The sequence below is a fragment of the Labrenzia sp. ATLA3 genome (assembly GCF_057180185.1).
The window spans coordinates 177,031-195,214 of record NZ_JBXUKV010000004.1 but is presented as its reverse complement, the minus strand read 5'-3'; the positions used below and the strand labels follow the sequence as shown (position 1 = coordinate 195,214).

Below are 18,184 nucleotides of genomic sequence, written 5' to 3'. Positions count from 1 at the left end.
CGGGTCTTGAAGGTGAATGCGTCGAAAGGCGCGTCAGGTGGTTTTTTCCTTCGGCTCGAACCTGTGACCGTAGTCCACCGCGATTTCGTAGTCCGGGTCTTCAAGAACCGAAACTTCGACAAGGTCGCCTGCCTTGGCCAGAAGCTTCTTGCAGTCCGGCGACAGATGGCGCAGGTGCAGACGCTTGCCGGCCGCTAGATATTTCGAGGCCAGTGCATCGATTGCTTCCAGGCCGGAATGATCGACCACGCGGCTGTCGATGAAGTCGACAACAATGTCGTCAGGGTCGTTCAGCGGATCAAACAGATCGGTAAAGCCGGTGGTGGATCCGAAAAACAGCGGCCCGCTCAGCCGGTAGACCTTCCAGCCTTCCTTGCTGGTGCCTGTCCGGGCCCGGATGCGGCTGGCCGCATTCCAGGCATAGGCGAGCGCGGAGATGATCACGCCGACAACGACGGCGACCGCGAGATCCGAGTAGACGGTAACGCAGGTGACAATCACCATCACGATCGCATCGATCGGCGGGATCTTGTGCATGATCTTCAGGCTGGTCCAGGCGAAGGTGCCGATCACAACCATGAACATCACACCGACCAGCGCCGCGACCGGAATCCGTTCGATCAGCGGAGACGCGATGACGATGAAGGACAGCAGGAAAAGAGCTGCGGAAATGCCGGAGATCCGGGTGCGTGCACCGGATTTCACGTTGATCATGGATTGGCCGATCATGGCGCAGCCACCCATGCCGCCGAAGAAGCCGGTCACCACGTTTGCCGTGCCCTGTGCAAGGCATTCCTTGGAGGCTCCGCCCTTGGTGCCGGTCAGGTCGGCCACCAGGTTCAGCGTCAGCAGGGATTCAATCAAGCCGATGGCAGCCAGGATCACGGCATAGGGCAGGATGATCTGCAGTGTCTCGAACGTCAGCGGCACCATGGGAATGTGGAACTCGGGCAGACCGCCGGAAATCGAGGAAAGATCGCCGACCGCGCGAGTGTCGAGATTGAAGCCGAGCACGAGAGCCGAGACAACGAGAATACCCGCCAGCGGTGCGGGAAAGGCCGATGTGATCTTGGGCAGTAACCAGATGACGGCCATGGTGAGCACGATCAGGCCAAGCATCAGATACAGCTGCGAGCCCGTCATCCAGGTCAGTCCGCCGGTTCCATCGGGAACCTTGAACTGGCCGAGTTGCGCCAGGAAGATCACGATTGCCAGACCATTGACGAAGCCGAGCATGACCGGGTGAGGGACCATGCGAATGAACTTGCCCCACTTCAGCAGCCCCACGACGATCTGGATCAATCCCATCAGCACCACGGTGGCGAAGAGATACTCCACGCCGTGCAGGCTGACGAGGGAGACCATCACCACGGCCAGGGCGCCGGTTGCGCCCGAGATCATGCCGGGGCGGCCGCCGATACAGGCGGTGATCAGGCCGACGAAGAACGCCGCATAGAGCCCTACCAGCGGATTGACGCCGGCAACGAAGGCGAAAGCCACGGCTTCGGGGACCAGCGCCAGGGCGACGGTCAACCCGGCGAGGAGTTCGGTTTTGATGCGGGACGCATCCATTTTCAATGGTTGTTCAGGCGCAACGGCCTCCGCGCGTGCTGACACGAGCTGCTCCGGATATTTGGTGTGGTTTTTCAGGTCAGCGCCAATCCCTGCCCGGATTTCCGCTTTTTGACCTAGATCAAGTGGCCATCTTTTAATCGATTTTTTGCAATGCAGCAAGGTAGACTAATGAGGATCTGCCACGCGTTTTTCCGCGTTCTTGTGACATGAACGGCAAATGTCCGGCGCCTTGAGACAGTAGAGCAGGGGAAAATGGATGTGGTTTCGATACTTTCCGCAGGTGAAATGCCTACATCGATCCATTCTATTCTGCAGGTCAGCAGAAAAATTTTAATCTGCTTTGCGAACGCGTGAAGTCAGGAAAATAACTTCTCGTTTTATCGTTCGGATATCTGCCGGTTTGGTTCGTGGTGCCGTTTTTCTGCTGCTTCCTCGGCAAGGGCCACGTGGGTGGGCCTGTCGAGAGGTGGGAGGGCTAGCTCCAAAAGACCGACGGATGTACCAATCAAAGGCCCGATATTCAGTATTCTGATTAGAATTTACCACCGCAATGCAATCAGGTTGCAGACCCCGCGAATTGTCCCATAGTGTTATTCCACCAGATAACGGATTGCTGAGGACGTGGCCGCACTCGAACAACAGATTTGTATGAACTTGTCATGGCCGCAGCTTAGGGAAGGCGCGATGCGACGGCTCATTGTCTGCTTCATATTGAGTGTTTTTCTTTTTATGTCCGGCGCCCGGGCTCAGGAGGTTCTGAGATTATCCGGTTTTGAGGCGCCCAATCTGACCCCTGCCGCCGAGAAAATCCTCGCCAGGGCGTATTCAGAGCTGGGCATCCGCGTTGAAACAGTCATTAACAACCCGCAAAGGGCGTTGATGGATGCGGCTGCCGGCAGGACCGATGGTGTGCTGGTTCGCGTCAGGGCCATCGAAGCCGACCATAACAGCCTCTTGCGCGTCGATGTTCCGGTGATTGTGGCGCGTACGTTTGCCTATGCGAACAAGCGTGAGCTTCGCGGCAAGTCCTTCAAGCAACTCAGACATTTGCGGATCGGACACGTCTCCGGTGCGCGTTTCGCCGCGAAGCTGGCAGACGGCTTCGCCGAGATCTGGACTGCCGAAACTCCTGAACAATTGTTCGAGATGCTTCGGCGCGACCATGTCGATCTCGTTATTGCCGGGGAAGGCACAGGGCGTCGGGTCATTCGGGACAAAAAGCTTGAAGGTGTCTTTCCGTTAAGGCCGTCTCTGCGGGAGGTCGCGTTCTATCACTATCTGCATGAAAGACATGTCGATCTGGTGCCAAGGATCGAAGCTGTTTTGCGAAGAATGCTTTCAGTGATTGCAGGTGAGGAACCCGATGGAGCGGGGGACACCGCCCCGGGGCAAGATGAAGAAGTTCTGCACAAGACCAGCTTGAGCTGAGAAACCAGGGATGTCGGCCCATTCGGGGAGACACATCCGCCTCACGTCATTTTGTCTTCATCTATAGGGTCGCTTGCCAAGCGGATTTCGCAGCCAACAACCACGCCGGGAGGGGTACCATGTGGACGATGAGGCTGGAGGATCGTGTCGACGACACACATATCAGATCCAGGCAAGGATTGCCCCGGAACCCGGATCAAATGAAAAAGCTCGACGGCAAACGCGGCTGGGATTAGAACCGGGAAAAAGACGCTCGGGAGGAACCATGAAGCCGACCAATCCGGTCTTCACCGGCATTGCCACCACTGTGTTCGAGACGATGTCGCGGCTTGCGATGGCGCATGGCGCAGTGAACCTCGGACAGGGGTTTCCCGATGTCGACGGGCCTGCGGACATCCGGCAGGCTGCGGCCGATGCGCTGCTGCAGGGGCCGAACCAGTATCCGCCCATGCTGGGCATACCGGACTTGCGCCAGGCCGTTGCGGAGGCCAATCGCCGTTTCTACGGTCTGGAGGTCGATCCGCAGACCGAAGTCATGGTGACGTCAGGAGCCACCGAAGCGCTGGCGGATTGTATTTTCGCGCTGGTGTCGCCGGGGGACGAAGTCGTTCTGATCGAACCGCTCTACGATTGCTACCTGCCGCTGGTGAAGCAGGCCGGCGGCATTCCCGTGCGCGTCAGGGTGACCCCGCCCCACTGGTCCCTGGATGAAGATGCCCTCCGGGCAGCTTTCTCCGACAAGACGAAGGCGGTTCTCATCAACAACCCGATGAACCCGACGGCCAAGGTGTTTTCGGACGACGAACTTGAACTGGTCGCTTCTCTCTGCCGGCAGTACAACGCCTATGCGATCTGTGACGAAGTCTACGAGCATCTCGTCTTTGACGGGCGCCGCCACAGGCCGTTGATGACGCTGGAGGGGATGCGCGAGCGCACGGTGAGGATCGGTTCTGCGGGCAAGACCTTTTCGCTGACTGGCTGGAAGGTTGGCTATGTCACGGGGCCGGCCGCGTTGATGGATCCGATTGCCAAGGCGCACCAATGGCTGACCTTCACCACGCCGCCACATCTGCAGAAGGCCGTTGCCTACGGGTTGCGCAAGGACGACAGCTATTACGAAGGCCTGTCGCAAGACCTGGCCGCAAAGCGGGACCGCATGGCGGCAGGTCTCGCGGACCTTGGTTTTTCCGTTCTGCCCTGCGAGGCAACCTACTTCCTCACCTGCGGGTTTCAAGGACTTGGCCTTGGTCAGACGGATGTGGAAGCCTGTGAGACGCTTGTGACGGCTGCCGGGGTCGCGGCTGTTCCTGTCTCGGCCTTCTACGGGTCAGATGCCCCTGAAGGCTACATCCGGTTCTGTTTCTGCAAGCAGGACACCGTGATTGACGAGGCGCTTGCCCGCCTCGCTGTATTTTTGACTGCGGCTCGTGCCGAATCCGCTTAGCCTGACACTGTGTAACCTTGGAAATGAGAAACTTCATGGACAATCCGGCTCTGGTCGACGTTACCCGCGGCTCCGTGATCGAAAGCCTGCATCGGGGCAGCATCGCGATTGTCGATAGCGCCGGAAAGCTCGTATTCGGTATCGGCAATGTGGATGCCCGCGTGTTTCCGCGCTCTGCCATCAAGGCGCTTCAGGGGTTGCCTCTGGTGGAATCGGGGGCGGCGGAAGCGCTGGACTATTCCGACGCGGAACTGGCGCTTGCCTGCGCCTCGCACAATGGCGAAGAAGTTCATGCCAATTCCGCACGGGTCATGCTGATGAAAGCGGGACTTGCCGAAGACCATCTGGAATGCGGTCCGCAGTGGCCGCAGCGCATGGAAGATGCCGCCAAACTGATCCTTGCAAACGAAACACCCTGCGGCCTGCACAACAACTGTTCGGGAAAACATGCCGGTTTCCTTGGTCTTGCCAAGGTTATGGGTGTCGAGACACGCGGCTATGTGAATGCGGACCATCCCGTGCAGCGCGAAGTCCGGAACGTGATGGAACAGATGACCGGTGACACCCTGTCGGAAGATGTCTGCGGCACGGACGGGTGTTCGATCCCGACATACGCTTCGCCGTTGCGCAGCTTTGCCCGCGCCTTCGCGGCCTTTGGAACCGGCGAGGGGCTTGAGCCGCTGCGGGCAGACGCGGCGGAACGGCTGTTCGATGCCTGCATCAACGAGCCTTACATGGTCGCCGGAACGGACCGTTTCTGCACGCAGGTGATGGAAGCTTTCCGGGGCCGTGTCTTTGTAAAGACCGGCGCTGAAGGCGTTTTTTGCGCGTCCATTCCCGAGCTTGGTTTCGGCGTCTCGCTGAAGTGCGACGACGGCGCAACCCGGGCGTCCGAAGTGATGATGGCGACTGTCCTGGAGGCAATGCTGGAGCTCAATGACGACGAGGCAGCTCTGCTCGACAGACTGGTCAATCCGCCGATCCTGACCCGACAGGGTATCCAGGCCGGTCATATCAAACCGCGCGAGGCGTTCCTGACCGAGCTGAAGGCAGCGCTACCGTAAGGACGATTGTGTTCCGGTTTCGGGGCTGCTGCATACTTCCGAGCTTGCAGTCCGTCTTTTGAAGCGCATGGTTTCGAAACGATTCTCAAGAAGTAGAGACAGGGTTTGGAGCTCTGTTTTTTCTGGGTAAGGTCCATGATTCCAATTTATTACCTTGTTTTCTTAAGGTGGTAATTTAGGAAATCTACCAAGAATATCACCCAAGCCCTGCTAGCCTGCCCGGTGGCAGACCGGATATTACCGGTGAACAGACCTGGCGGACAGAAGGTTTCGGCGTTTCGGCGCCTTGCAATTTTGGTATGCGGGTGGCTGGTTGGCCGCTTGTTTCTGTCACAGGAGTTGTCTCATGGCACATCGTCCCGATCTGTCTTTCCGTTTCACCCACGCGATCACCCGCACGCCCGCCGATAGCGTGGCTGACGGTATCCGGGCAGTGGACACGGGCAATCCGAGCGGTGCGACGTTTCGGTCGGAACACGGGCGGTATGTATCGGCATTGCGGGAGGCAGGGCTTACTGTTGACGTTTTGCCGCCGCTTGAAGAGTTCCCGGACAGCTGTTTTGTCGAAGATCCCGCTTTTTGCCTGCCGGAAGGGGCCATCCAACTTCGTCCGGGCGCGGCCAGCCGTGAAGGGGAAGGTGCGGAGATCCGTGCCGCACTGAAAAGCCGGTTCAAAAAGGTTGTCGAACTGCCGGGAACCGGTCACGTCGACGGCGGTGATGTGCTGATGCTGGATGATGTCATCCTCATTGGCCTGTCCGCCCGCACCGACCGTGAAGGCGCAGAAGCTTTCGCCGGATTGCTGGGAGAGTGGGGCTACAATGCCGAGGTCTGCGAGACACCGGAAGGCGTGCTGCATTTCAAGACGGCCTGCTCAACGCTTGGCGACGGCGTCATTCTGGCAACCAAGGTCATGGCCGACAGCGGCTTTTTTGGCGACCGCGAGATTGTGGTGGTGCCGGAAGGCGAAGACTACGCAGCCAATGTCATCCGCGTGAACGATGTGGTGATGGTGCCGGAAGGATATCCGAAGACCTTGGCTGCCATCGAGGCCGCCGGTTTCTCGACAGTAGTGCTGCCGACCCACGAAGCCCGCAAGGTCGATGGCGGACTGTCCTGCCTGTCGCTGCGGTTTGCACTGGACTAGGTGCTCGCAGGTTTTGTGGTGCTGAGGGCCTGTTCGGTTCGATCCAGGGAATGTGTGGAAGCGCCTTCTCTGGATGGGCGGGAAGTGTTGCGCAAGCCGTCCGTCCTTCGGAACGCCCTGTCGGCCTCCTCTGGATGAGGTTGTCAGGATGCATCAGGCTATCGACCTCCACCCTCTTGCCATGGCTGGACCATGGCATCCACGCCGTTCCGGTGCCACTCGCACGGCTTGCACCTGAGGCTTGGTCATGACGGGAGGTCGACGACAGGATGTCTCGGAGGATGAGCGCGTTTTGCGCCGGGTGGGCACACTGGTCAGGCCGCCACCTGATTGCCATTAACAGTCAGGTTGCTGAATTCCGAAACGTTGTTCAGCTCGCCGGTGGACTTTTCGAGCCACCGGAAGCCGTTGATGCCGCCCTCTTTGGAGCCCTGGACGATGTTGTTGGTGATGATGGCGGATCCCGCGCCATCGACCACGGTCACCGCAATGCCGGTGCCGCAGTCCCGGATCACGTTCTGGGAGGCGGCGATGTTGCGCATGTAGGGGCCCCAGCCGAGCAACAGGCCGAATTTCGGTGCGCCTTCGACCACGTTGCCGGTGAGTGTCGTGTCCGCTTCAACAGCGATACCGATGCCGAAGCCGGCGACTTCCGGTGGATAGGGGCCTTCCTTCTTGATGTTGCGGATCAGATTGCCGGAACAGACCGCCAGGCGGCCACCATCCATGAAGTTGGCGATGGAAATGCCGATCGTGCCGCCGTCCACGATATTGTTGGCAATGATCGCCCCCTGGAAACCGAATTCGGAATAGATCGCCGTTTCGCCAGAGCGAAGGCAGGAATTGCCGATAATCTGGACGTTGGAGCCAGCATTGGACCGGATTGCAGAGAAGGCGCAGTCGGCAACGCGATTGTTGGACACCATGACACCATGGGCGCGGAAGACATTGATGCCATTCCCGAACTGACCGGTGCCGCCGTAGCGGGCGCCGATGCGCTCAACCCGGTTGCCGGAGACGATGGTGCCGTCTTCGCCCTCCCGCCAGCGGTGCACCCAGATGCCGCCATTTGCACAGTCGGTCACCGAATTGCCGGTGATGGCGAGGCCCGTGGCTTCGTTCGAGCGCAGGCCGGCTTCGGCTGCTCCCGAGATCCGGCAATTTTCGACGCGGCCCGAGCAACGGTCCAGCAACAGGCCCATCTTGGAAGATCCGGCGATCTCGCAGTTGTCCAGCGCGACGTTCCTGACGCCGATGAAATGCAACAGTCCTTCGGTGAAATCGCCGATGGAGCGGTTGGCGCCGTCGAAGGTAATGCCGGTCAGGCCGACGTTGGAAACACCTTCAGCGCGGATCAATTGGCCGCCACCGCCCTGATAGACGAGCCGTGTTCTGCCGGGAACGCCAACAATCAACGTGCCGGAAGGCAGGCGCAGGTTGGCAACCGGATAGGTGCCGGCGGGAAGGAAGAGGGCGCGGCCACGCTCCACCGCCCGATTGACGGCATTTTGAAATTGGGCGCTCTGATCGTCAGCGGCATTGGGCAGAAGGCCCAACTCCTGTGAATCGATGGAACCGCGCAGGTCGGCCACCTTCATCTGGGCTGCGGCGACTGTCCCGGAAAGACACAAAGCTGTCCCGGCTAGAAACGCGCGGCGGTTCAGTTTCGAAAGGTTACGTGTCATCGGTCCGGCCAATTGCTCGCTTGCGTCCCGGATTGGGATGCGTCTCAAGTCTCTTTGGCTGAAAACGCAAGAGCCGTGCCGGATCGGCGTTCGGTGGCCGTTGGACGCACAAAAAAACCGGCCAGGCGGCAGGGCCTGGCCGGTCAGTTAACCGGTCTACAGGGGCAGAAGAGACCGGTCAGAGGCTGTTCGGGTCGACGTTTTCCAGACCAACCCAGTTTTCATCGGCCTTGCTGACGAAACCCGGGATGTCCTTGTTCCAGCGTTCCTGGATCGACGGCGCGAGGTTGAGGTAAAGCTTGTTGTCGACGATCTTCCACAGGTCCGGGTCACCATCGACCTTCACACCCATGGCAGCGCCAAAGGCACAGAAACCGCCATATTGCGGCAGATATTTTTCCGGGTTCTGCTTGAAGAGCTTGCGGTTTTCTTCGGACGCGAAGCGGTAGGTGGCACCGTTATGAACCTCGGTGATGGCGATATCACCGTCTTGCGGAGCGCCATTGACGAAATAGGAGACCGGATCGACACCGCGCAGGGCCAGGCCGGTGATGGTGGCGTTGACATCGAAACCGGCGCCGAACGCGCTGGAAACGAGGCCAAAGACGACCACGAAGGCTGCGACGGAGCCACGAACGAAATTTGCGAACATTTGGAATCACTCCCCAGGGGTTGAATTTGTCCGGCACAGATGTGCTCAAGCGATGGTGAAAAGGGAACCAATCGGTTCCTAATGGTCCGTACTTGACCAACCTTGCCGGTGGTTCCTAAATAGAGTTAGGAACCGAATGGTACAAAACACAAGCGCGTGACACGTGCTTGAGTGTTTCGTGAAGCGGCTTGACTGGAGAATAAATGGCAAGACCTCGGGAATTCGATGCCGATGAGGCACTGGAAAAGGCCATGGACCTGTTCTGGGACGTTGGCTATGACGAAGCCTCTCTGTCCGAGCTGCTCGGTGCCATGGCGATTACCAAGGGCTCTTTCTACAAGGCGTTCCAGGACAAGCAGTCGGTCTATCTGGCGGCGCTCGACAGGTATAACGATCAGGTGATCAGCAACACCGTTGCGTTTCTGGGCGACCCGGCTGAAGGCACGGGTAGGGAACGTATCCTCGCCCTCTTCGGCCGCGTCGCTGATCTCGCCCAGAAAGAGGGAGACAGGCTCGGTTGCTTTTTGTGCAATGCCCTGGTCGACAAGGCAGGTGGCCCCGAGGCGGAAGCAAAGCTGCAGGCCATGACCAGGCGTCTGGAAAACGGTTTTCACCGCGCGCTACAGGACGATGGGCTGGAAGTAACCGAAGCACGCGGCACCGCACGCGGCATTCTGACGGCCTATTTCGGCCTGCGGGTTCTGGGCCGGGCGGGGCTTTCCGCCGATATGGCGACGGACTGCATTCGTCCGGTCGAGAGAATGCTGGGGCGTGTGCATTGAAGGGGCGGCAGTCTCGGGTTCTGGAAACTGGGAAGCCCGGATACAGAACTACCTGCACATAAACACTACCTCATCCTGAGGAAGCACGAAGTGCTGTCTCGAAGGATGGGCCACACATTCCGGAGCAAGCGGCCCATCCTTCGAGACGGGCTTTCAGCCCTCCTCAGGATTAGGGAAAGGGGGACAATTGCTCAGTAGAGTACAGCCGCGTTGACCTATCGCAGGCGTCTTGCCAGTTCGCGCAGGATGCGGACGGCGGCTTCCTCGATGACGGGATAGGCCGGTCTTGTGTCGCGCGGGCCTTTCGGCAAAGCCGGAACATGAACGAAAATGCTGGCGATGCCCGAGCCGATGGAATCCCACAGTGTGGCGTTGCAAAGATAGGTTCCGGCATTGGTGGAAAGCCGCGCCGGGGCGCCAGCGGCAAGGGCGGCATCGCGCAAGGCTGCGGCGGGCAGGGTCGATATCCGGGAGCGTTCTTGCGAGACCGCGAGTTCAGGTCTGGCCGGTGCTTTGCCCAGGGCATCCGGACGCACGCGGACGGCCTTGTTGACGGCCCTTGTTTCTATGTTGATGGTTCTCCGCGTGCCATCGACGCCGAAATGCACGATGGCGTCCGGCAAAATCGTTTTGCGCAGCCGGTCGGTGACCTCTTCACGCCCCGCCCAGGTGGTCGGCAGAACATGAAAGACGAAGTCGACGCCTGATTGATGTGCACCCATGCGCTTCGCCAGCCGCCGCATCAGCCGTTCCGTCGGATTGATGGGGGCCCCGGGGAATGGCGAAAAGCCGGTGACCAGAACGGTCTTGCGATTAGACGTCGTCATTCGCCAAGCCCATCAAGGTGGCCAATTCATCGACAGCGAGTGAGACGGCGGTCTTTCCGCCCCGCACTTCTTCTTCCAGGGATTTGAGACGCTCGGCCGTGCGGGTGTTCGTGGTCAGGGCTTCCATCATGCGCTGTTGAAGCATGTCCCACATCCAGGCGACCTGTTGGCTGCTGCGCTTTTGATGCCATTCACCACTTGCCTGCATGCGCTCGCGGAACACGGTGATCTGCTCCCAAAGATGATCGAGACCTTCGTTGGCAAGGCCGGACACCGTGATGACGGGCGGGGTCCATGTAGGCGACTTGGGCGCCAGAATATGCAAGGCGGCGCGGTAGTCCGAGGCAGCGGTCCGGGCACGAGTTGCGCCGTCGCCGTCGGCCTTGTTGACGGCGATCATATCGGCGATTTCAAGCACGCCCTTCTTGATGCCCTGAAGCTCGTCACCGGCGCCGGGCAACATCAGTACCAAGAAAAAGTCCACCATGTCGGCAACGGTCGTTTCCGATTGGCCAATACCGACAGTCTCCACCAGAATCACGTCGTAGCCGGCTGCCTCGCACAACAGCATGGTTTCCCGTGTCTTTGCGGCGACCCCACCAAGTGTGCCGGCCGAGGGCGAGGGACGAATAAAGGCATTGGTATCCACCGCAAGCTGCGCCATGCGCGTCTTGTCGCCGAGGATCGATCCTCCGGTGCGGGTGGAGGAGGGGTCGACGGCCAGAACGGCAACCTTGTGCCCTGTCGCCGTCAGGTTGGACCCAAGCGTATCGATGGTGGTCGACTTGCCGACACCCGGCACCCCGGTAATCCCGACCCGGAGAGCTTTGCCTGTCATAGGCAGCAATTCTTGAATCAGGTGCTGGGCAAGGCGCCGGTGCTCGCGCTTGCGCGACTCCACGAGCGTGATGGCGCGGGCCAGTGCAGCGCGCCGGCCCGCCTTGAGTTCGTCCGCCAGCTTTGCGGGGTCGATATTTCGTGCCGTTGTCGTCATGACTAAAGGTGTTAGCGCAGGATTCGGCAAAGGTCACTGCCGCCAAAGGGTGAAGACGCATTCGTGACGCATCTGGACGCCCTCCAACCGCGCCGAAAGACATGGAAACATTGAAACGGGCAGGTAAAAACGTGTTAGATACACGCCGCTTCGATGAAATTCATTTTTGGTGCTGCATGACACCCTTGTCCTATCTGAAAGCCCCGTTCTGGGTTCTGGGTCTCGCCGGAACCGACAAGTCACCGCGCAAGAACCCGTTGCTAGGCAGCGAACGGCTGAATACCTGGGGTTTGCACAAGAAACGGGTGAAGCTCGCCGCTGATCTCGCCGCGTATAGACGCGCGAAGCTGGCGCATCTGGTGGATCGGGAGCAGCAGGCTTTCTTCGATGAGAACGGCTATTTCCTGGTCAAGGATTTCCTGCCAGAGGAGACATTCCGCCAGCTCAAGGAAGAGGTGTTCAACCAGCCGTTCGAATCGCGGGAGATGCGCCAGGGACAGGCGGTTACGCGGATGACCCTTCTGCCGCCGGAGGTGCTGCGCAAAAACGCTGCCCTGGCAGAAGCTGTGCGTGACCCGCGTGCGAACAACATGATCCGCTACGCCGCCTCACAGGGCGGGCAACCACTCAACTTCATCCAGACGGTTCTGGTTGAACCGCTGAAGGTGAAGAAGAAAGATCCGCAGTCCGACGCCCACGCTGACACGTTCCATGCTACGTCGAAGGCCTGGCTGTTCCTGCAGGATGTGGGTGAGGAGGACGGTCCGTTCTTCTTTGTACCGGGCTCGCACAAGCTCACGAAGGAGCGGCTGGAATGGGAGTATGAATGCTCCCTGAGCGCAGCCAAGGACCTGAGGTCCCATCATGCCAGCGGCTCGTTCCGCATCAAGGCGGATGAGCTTGCCTCTCTGGGCCTGCCGCAGCCCAAGAAGATGGCCGTGCCGGAAAACACGCTGATCGTGGCCGATACATTTGCCTTCCACGGCCGCACGCCCTCCGACAAGCCGACGGTCCGCTCGGAAATTCACTGGCACATGCGCCGCAACCCGTTCCTGCCATGGACCGGCGGCGATATCAAATCACTGCCGGGTCTCAAGGATCGCGGTATGCCGGTCTTGATGGATCTCGCCGATGTTGCGGAAAAGACCCTGAAACAGCGCAACGTCTGGCGCAAGGTGGGCGAAGTCATGGTGCGCTCACAGCCACATGTGTGAGGGCTGAGGTCGTTTTTGCATTCTTTGTTCCAGACAATCGCCGGTCAATTTTTCACAGCCAACCTCATCCTGAGAGCCTGGTTTGAAAATGTAAAAGGCTGCAGTTGTCGTGGATCCTGTCACGACTTTGCGTCCTTCTCCATTGTCATCCCCGCGAAAGCGGGGATCCAGTAACCTGATGAGTTTGCTCTAAAAACTTAATTCTTACCTTGCGGAGACCTGGTTTCCCGCTTTTGCGGAATTGACACATGTGGTCGAAGCAGTCGCCCCGGGCACCACTTTCGTGCCAGACACCGAGGAGGGCCGTCAGGTCCGTCTCAAGGGGAGGCCACCTGCTCAAGCGTGTGCCGCCCATCCTTCGAGACAGCGCTCGCGCGCTTCCTCAGGATGAGGTTGATTTTGGAGCTTGCCTCTTGGATGGCGTCTAACTGGCCTCGGCGTCAGCTCTTCGGCGTCCAGAGGATCCGCTGGAGCTGGGCATCGAACAGGTCGTTTTCGGCCGGCAGGCGGTCGAACGGGCCGTCGTAGCCTGGAATTGCGTAGACCAGTTCCACGTTCCGGTGGCCGTCGGAATGGCAAATGGCCATGCCGCGCCACAGGTTCTTGCCAACGCGGCAATCGGCCCGTGACGAGCCGATTTCGGAAAAGGTCATGCCGATCCGCTCGCCGTTCGGGCCCTGAAGATGATGGGTCACGCCGTGGACGGTGCGGACCTTGCCGTTCTTGCCCTTGAACACCTGCAACACCTGAAACCCGTCACTGTTGAAGGCGGCAAGAGCCCACTCCGTTGAGTTTTCGTTGGCGGTCTGGATGCCCTCGGTGGTGAAGCCGGGCAGGGCGGCCTCGATGGCTTTCTGACCGTATGGGGTCTCACCGGTTATTCCGCCGACACGATCTTCGGTGATCTGCACCAGGGTGATGTCGGAGGTCCGTGCCAGCCGTCCGGATGTGCCGTCCAGATCCGACGTCGGGGCGCAGGCCGCTCCCATAAGAGCGAAAACGCAGGCAAAACCGATGGCAGTTAGACGCATAAGAATACTCAGGCTGATTTGGCTGCGCCGAAGTGCGCAGACGCGATACGGGACTTACCAACTAACGTCTTGTTTGCAAAGAGAGCGATGCCCCCTGTGGACAGTTACCTGCTTGTCCCGTCAGATGCCGCAGCGGCTGCAAAGCCTGCGCATTTCCTCGCCTGTCAGGTTTCGTCCCGTTTGATCCATTTGGGCGCGGAAGGTGGCGCATAGTTCTCGAACAGGCGGATCATTTCCAGCGGTGAACTGGCAAGCTGTGCCATGTCGCGCATCACCTGTTTGGTGAAACCCTGCTGCGTCTGGTGGTCAAGGAAGGTGATCAGGTGATCGTAATAGCCTTCGACATTCAGGAAGCCACAGGGTTTCTTGTGATAGCCGAGCTGACCCCAGGTCCAGACTTCGAAAATTTCTTCCAGCGTGCCAACGCCGCCAGGCAGTGCAATAAAGGCGTCGGAGAGGTCGGCCATCATTGCCTTGCGTTCATGCATTGAATCGACAAGGTGCAGCTCGCTCAAGCCTTCGTGGCCGATTTCCTTGTCCATCAGGGATCTCGGCAGCACACCGATCACCTTGCCGCCGGCTTCAAGCGCCGCGTTGGCGACGGTGCCCATCAGGCCAACCTTGGCGCCGCCATAGACAAGCGTATAGCCCTGTTCGGCGATGACGCGTCCCGTGTCACGCGCAACATCTGCGTATGCCTCAAGCGCGCCGTAACTGGAGCCACAAAAGACGCAAATGGATTTCATACCTGTTCTCCGGCTGCTGATGCTGAATCGAATGCCATCAGGGCAATTTGATCGGGGGTGATCGCGAGGCACGCGGACCTTTCCGTCCGCGTGCCGATTTCAGGGTTAGTCCTTGGCCAACTCGTCAAGGACGCGGGCCCAGGACCGGATGCCCTTGTGGAAGCTGGTCAGATTGTACTTTTCGTTCGGCGAGTGGATCTGGTCGTCTTCCAGACCAAAGCCGATCAGGAGCGAGTCCATACCCAGCATGCGCTTGAAATCACCGACGATCGGGATCGAGCCCCCCATTCCGGTAAGGGCAACCTCTTTGCCCCACTCGGCCTCGAGGGCTGTCTTGCCCTTTTCCAGAGCCGGCATCGCAAAGTCGAGCCGCAGGGCCGGGCTGCCGTCCTTGGCAATGAAATCCACTGAACAATCCGCCGGGATTTTCGAGCGTACGTAGGCGCGGAACGCCTCCTGGATCTTGTCCGGATCCTGATCGCCGACAAGACGGAAGGTGAACTTAGCGTGGGCTTCGGACGGGATCACCGTTTTGGACCCGGCTCCCTGGTAACCACCCCACATGCCGTTCACTTCAACGGTCGGGCGGGTCCACAGGTGTTCAAGCGGCATGCGGTCCTTTTCACCGCGCGGATATTTCAGGCCCACGTCGCCGAGGAATTCCTCAACCGAGAAGCCGAGCTCGTCCCACATCCTGGTGACTTCTTCCGGCATGTCGATGACGCCGTCATAGAAGCCGGGCAGGGTTACCTTGCCGTTTTCATCGTGCAGACCCGCAATGATCGAGGCGACGATGTGGTTCGGGTTTTGAGCCGAGCCTCCATAGGAACCAGAGTGCAGATCACGGCTGGCCGCCTTGACGATGACCTCGTCCCCGACCATGCCACGCAGCATGATGGAGATTGCCGGAGTTTCCGCATCCCACATGCCGGTGTCGCACACGAGGGCGAGATCGCAGGTCAGTTCGTCCTTGTTGGCCTCGAGGAAGGGATGAAGCGATGGAGAGCCGGATTCTTCCTCACCCTCGAACAGGATCGTCACATCCAGCGGCAGATCGCCGGTTTCCTCCAGATAGGCACGTGCAGCTTCCACGAAGGTCATCAACTGGCCCTTGTCGTCGGCAGAGCCTCGGGCGACGATGACCTTGCTGCCGTCCGGCCTGGTTTCGATGGCCGGGTCAAACGGGTCACGCTTCCACAGGTTCAGCGGATCCACCGGCTGAACGTCATAGTGGCCATAAAACAGCACGTGTGGACCCGGCTTGCCGGACTTGCGCTTGCCAACAACCATTGGATGGCCGGTCGTGTCGCGCACGGAGGCCTCGAAACCGATGTCGTTCAGTTCTTTCGCCAGCCATTCCGCGGCCTCGCGGCAAGGCGCCTTGAAGGCCGGGTCGGTTGAAATGCTCTTGATCTTGAGGAGGTCGAACAGACGGTCGAGGCTATTGTCGAGATTGGCATCGATGCGCGCCAAGACCTTGTCGATGGAACTCATGACGGATCCTTGAATTTTTAACAAATAGGTGCAGAGGCCCGATGGACTCGGGCCTTGTGAGAAGGTCCTAACAGGCCATATCGGCGCGCTTAGCGCAATTGCTTATTCTTGAAGTCGAAGCCAGCCAGCGGCACGCCGGACGCAGAAGCGTCAGGCGGCTTGTGGCTTTTCGTCGTCGCTGACAGGACTGCCGTTGCCGGCAGCCTCTCCATCCTGAACGCCCCCGTCTTGCGACAGATAGACGGTCGAAGACGGATAGGCGATTTCCGACCCGTTGGACTCGACGATTTCCCGAATGCCGAAAAGCAACTCTTCCTGAATTTCGAGGAAGCCGGCCATGTCCGATGCCTGTACATAGGCGTAGACGTCGACCGTGACGGCATAGTCGTCAAAGCCGATAAGACGCACGCGCATTGGATCCTCGGCCACTTTTTCATGGGCCTTGAGGTAATCATGGATCCCCGCCAGAACACGCTTCAACGCTTCCTGGCTGGTCTCGTAGCGCAGGCCGAGCTTGTGCCGGAAATGAAACTGGTCGCGGTAGCTGTAATTTATGATTTTCCGTTTGGCGAGGTCGGCATTGGCAACGGTAATGAGCGTCCGGTCCAGCGCCCTGATACGGGTGGACCGGATGCCGATGGATTCCACTGTGCCGGCCAGATCGTCAAACTGGCAGAACTCCCCGACCCGCACCATCCGGTCGGCATAAAGAATGATGCCGCCGATCAGGTTTTCAATCGTCGGCTGGGCGGCAAGGGCAATTGCAAGGCCGCCGACGCCGAGACCCGCGATGACGCCGTAGATCGGAATGCCGATCTGCGTTGCGCCGTAGCCCAGCACGATCAGCGCGATGCCAAGGGAGAAAACCCGGAAACCCGTGCGCAGCAAGCTGACGTCGAGACCGTCTCTCGCAGCACCGGAGCTGCTGGAAAACCAGACGTAGAAGAGCTGCAGGATCTGGTAGACCATCCAGGCCGTGGCCGACCAGATGATGGCAGTGGTCGACGTGCCGATGGCCACAAGAGGCATGCCTGTGATGTTGATCTGGTCTTCGCACAGATATCGGAAAAGGCTTGCGGCAAGGATCACGAGAATTGGATTGAAGATCGCATGGGCGATGCGGGTGCCCTCGTGCACCGAGACCGCGCGCATCCTGCGCCATCTTACGTAATACCCAAGCACGAGTGCAGTAAGGGCGAACAGTCCAATCAGGGCGAGCCATTGCCAATAGGCCTGGTCTGCAAAGTGCCGATGCAGGAAGGCTGGGCCGGCTTCGATCACATCGTACCAGAGCGGTGCAACCAGGTTGCCTGGTGTGTAGATGTAATACTCAAAGAGGTCTTCCCCCTTGTCCGCCTTGATGGGCAGCACCCGAACGACTGCATAATCTTCGGGAATACGCTCGACGGAGGCTTTCGAAAACAAGTATTGCCCGTGTTGTTCCCCGGTGCCCTGACGCATCAAAGAGATGCTGGTGCCAGGGATCGTCCAATGATCGGGCAGGCTGCCCTGATCGCCTCTCTTGGAAAAGCCGCCGGCGGGCGAGCCGGGAATATCCTCGAAATGGAGCGGAGGGATCCTGTCCAGGATCTCCTGAAGCTGCAACGCTATTTCGACGCTGGCCTTTTCCCGCGACGTTACGGGGATGTCGCTCAAATCGAAGGTCTGCGCAGCCTTTGAGAGGAGCGCCTGGACCAGGACCAGTTTTTCCTTTTCGTCGCTGGACAGGAACAACCGGTTGCTTTCGTCATAGCTGTCCCGGACCGACATCCAGAGCGTGTTCACCTCGTGCATGATGTAGACGAAGCTTTCCAGGGTCGCGCGCGGGCTGGACGTGTCTGGAGGCGAGATCGGGTTGTCACGCAGATATTCACGGGCGAGGGCAACTCGTTCCTGATCCAGCTTTCTCGCCTGCTCCTGCGTTACGACGGCCGCAGGGTCGGGTGCCTGTGCCCAGGCTCCTGAAGCCCCGCTCAAGACAGCGGTGATCAGAGACAGCAGAAAAAGCAGATGCAACAGTGGCATGACAGGGCGCTGGTGCAAGCGCTCAGCTTTCAGGTGCGGTTGTGGCCGGATTACTCGGTATTGCATGGCGCCTATC

At 59.4% G+C, this 18,184-nt stretch carries 15 protein-coding genes; 6 read left to right on the top strand and 9 right to left on the bottom strand.

The genetic code is table 11. The annotated features are described in order from the left end of the window. Nucleotides 1-33: 33 nt before the first annotated feature. Entirely contained in the window at nucleotides 34-1,572 is a 1,539-nt protein-coding gene (locus AC2A6O_RS12345; RefSeq protein ID WP_498927986.1) for a SulP family inorganic anion transporter, read from the bottom strand. Between the two features lie 687 nt (nucleotides 1,573-2,259). On the opposite strand from AC2A6O_RS12345, the gene AC2A6O_RS12340 reads away from it, so the two are divergent. From AC2A6O_RS12340 to AC2A6O_RS12325, 4 genes are all read left to right on the top strand, one after another. Then, nucleotides 2,260-3,003 (top strand): transporter substrate-binding domain-containing protein, encoded by a 744-nt coding sequence (locus tag AC2A6O_RS12340; protein ID WP_498927362.1) that lies wholly within the window; start codon nucleotides 2,260-2,262, stop codon nucleotides 3,001-3,003. Between the two features lie 265 nt (nucleotides 3,004-3,268). Further along, complete coding sequence (locus tag AC2A6O_RS12335; RefSeq protein ID WP_498927360.1) at nucleotides 3,269-4,447, top strand: aminotransferase; 1,179 nt, start codon at nucleotides 3,269-3,271, stop codon at nucleotides 4,445-4,447. 35 nt (nucleotides 4,448-4,482) lie between these two features. After that, nucleotides 4,483-5,511 carry an asparaginase gene (locus tag AC2A6O_RS12330; protein ID WP_148586424.1) on the top strand — a complete coding sequence of 343 codons (1,029 nt, stop codon included), beginning with the start codon at nucleotides 4,483-4,485 and terminating at the stop codon, nucleotides 5,509-5,511. A 346-nt stretch (nucleotides 5,512-5,857) separates the two neighbouring features. After that, nucleotides 5,858-6,658, top strand: coding sequence for a dimethylarginine dimethylaminohydrolase family protein (locus AC2A6O_RS12325; RefSeq protein WP_498927358.1), 801 nt, complete (start codon nucleotides 5,858-5,860; stop codon nucleotides 6,656-6,658). Between the two features lie 314 nt (nucleotides 6,659-6,972). Here the strand turns inward: AC2A6O_RS12325 and AC2A6O_RS12320 are convergent, their stop codons facing one another. Further along, on the bottom strand, nucleotides 6,973-8,343 hold the full coding sequence (locus tag AC2A6O_RS12320; RefSeq protein ID WP_498927356.1) for a TIGR03808 family TAT-translocated repetitive protein: 1,371 nt from the start codon (nucleotides 8,341-8,343) through the stop codon (nucleotides 6,973-6,975). Nucleotides 8,344-8,521: 178 nt separating this feature from the next. Further along, entirely contained in the window at nucleotides 8,522-8,995 is a 474-nt protein-coding gene (locus AC2A6O_RS12315; protein WP_498927354.1) for a YHS domain-containing (seleno)protein, read from the bottom strand. Between the two features lie 203 nt (nucleotides 8,996-9,198). Between AC2A6O_RS12315 and AC2A6O_RS12310 the strand changes: the two genes are divergently transcribed. Beyond that, complete coding sequence (locus AC2A6O_RS12310) at nucleotides 9,199-9,777, top strand: TetR/AcrR family transcriptional regulator (protein WP_498927352.1); 579 nt, start codon at nucleotides 9,199-9,201, stop codon at nucleotides 9,775-9,777. Nucleotides 9,778-9,992: 215 nt separating this feature from the next. Here AC2A6O_RS12310 and AC2A6O_RS12305 read toward each other — a convergent pair whose 3' ends face one another. Next, the gene (locus AC2A6O_RS12305; protein WP_498927350.1) at nucleotides 9,993-10,604 is read right to left on the bottom strand and encodes a pyroglutamyl-peptidase I; all 612 of its coding nucleotides are present in this window, start codon (nucleotides 10,602-10,604) and stop codon (nucleotides 9,993-9,995) included. Further along, nucleotides 10,591-11,598 carry a methylmalonyl Co-A mutase-associated GTPase MeaB gene (gene meaB, locus AC2A6O_RS12300; RefSeq protein WP_498927348.1) on the bottom strand — a complete coding sequence of 336 codons (1,008 nt, stop codon included), beginning with the start codon at nucleotides 11,596-11,598 and terminating at the stop codon, nucleotides 10,591-10,593. Before meaB ends, AC2A6O_RS12305 begins: the two co-directional genes overlap by 14 nt. Before the next feature lie 176 nt (nucleotides 11,599-11,774). Here meaB and AC2A6O_RS12295 point away from each other — a divergent pair, with 176 nt between their 5' ends. Beyond that, a complete protein-coding gene (locus AC2A6O_RS12295; RefSeq protein WP_498927346.1) occupies nucleotides 11,775-12,812 on the top strand; it encodes a phytanoyl-CoA dioxygenase family protein in 1,038 nt (345 codons plus the stop codon). 440 nt (nucleotides 12,813-13,252) lie between these two features. On the opposite strand, the gene AC2A6O_RS12290 is transcribed toward AC2A6O_RS12295, so the two are convergent. The 4 genes from AC2A6O_RS12290 to AC2A6O_RS12275 form a co-directional block, all read right to left on the bottom strand. Then, the gene (locus AC2A6O_RS12290; RefSeq protein ID WP_148586431.1) at nucleotides 13,253-13,843 is read right to left on the bottom strand and encodes a DUF1131 family protein; all 591 of its coding nucleotides are present in this window, start codon (nucleotides 13,841-13,843) and stop codon (nucleotides 13,253-13,255) included. 164 nt (nucleotides 13,844-14,007) lie between these two features. Continuing rightward, nucleotides 14,008-14,589, bottom strand: coding sequence for an LOG family protein (locus AC2A6O_RS12285; protein ID WP_148586432.1), 582 nt, complete (start codon nucleotides 14,587-14,589; stop codon nucleotides 14,008-14,010). Nucleotides 14,590-14,694: 105 nt separating this feature from the next. Continuing rightward, complete coding sequence (locus tag AC2A6O_RS12280) at nucleotides 14,695-16,083, bottom strand: dipeptidase (protein ID WP_148586433.1); 1,389 nt, start codon at nucleotides 16,081-16,083, stop codon at nucleotides 14,695-14,697. A 150-nt stretch (nucleotides 16,084-16,233) separates the two neighbouring features. Then, the gene (locus AC2A6O_RS12275) at nucleotides 16,234-18,108 is read right to left on the bottom strand and encodes a mechanosensitive ion channel family protein (RefSeq protein WP_498927343.1); all 1,875 of its coding nucleotides are present in this window, start codon (nucleotides 18,106-18,108) and stop codon (nucleotides 16,234-16,236) included. Between the last annotated feature and the right edge of the window lie 76 nt (nucleotides 18,109-18,184).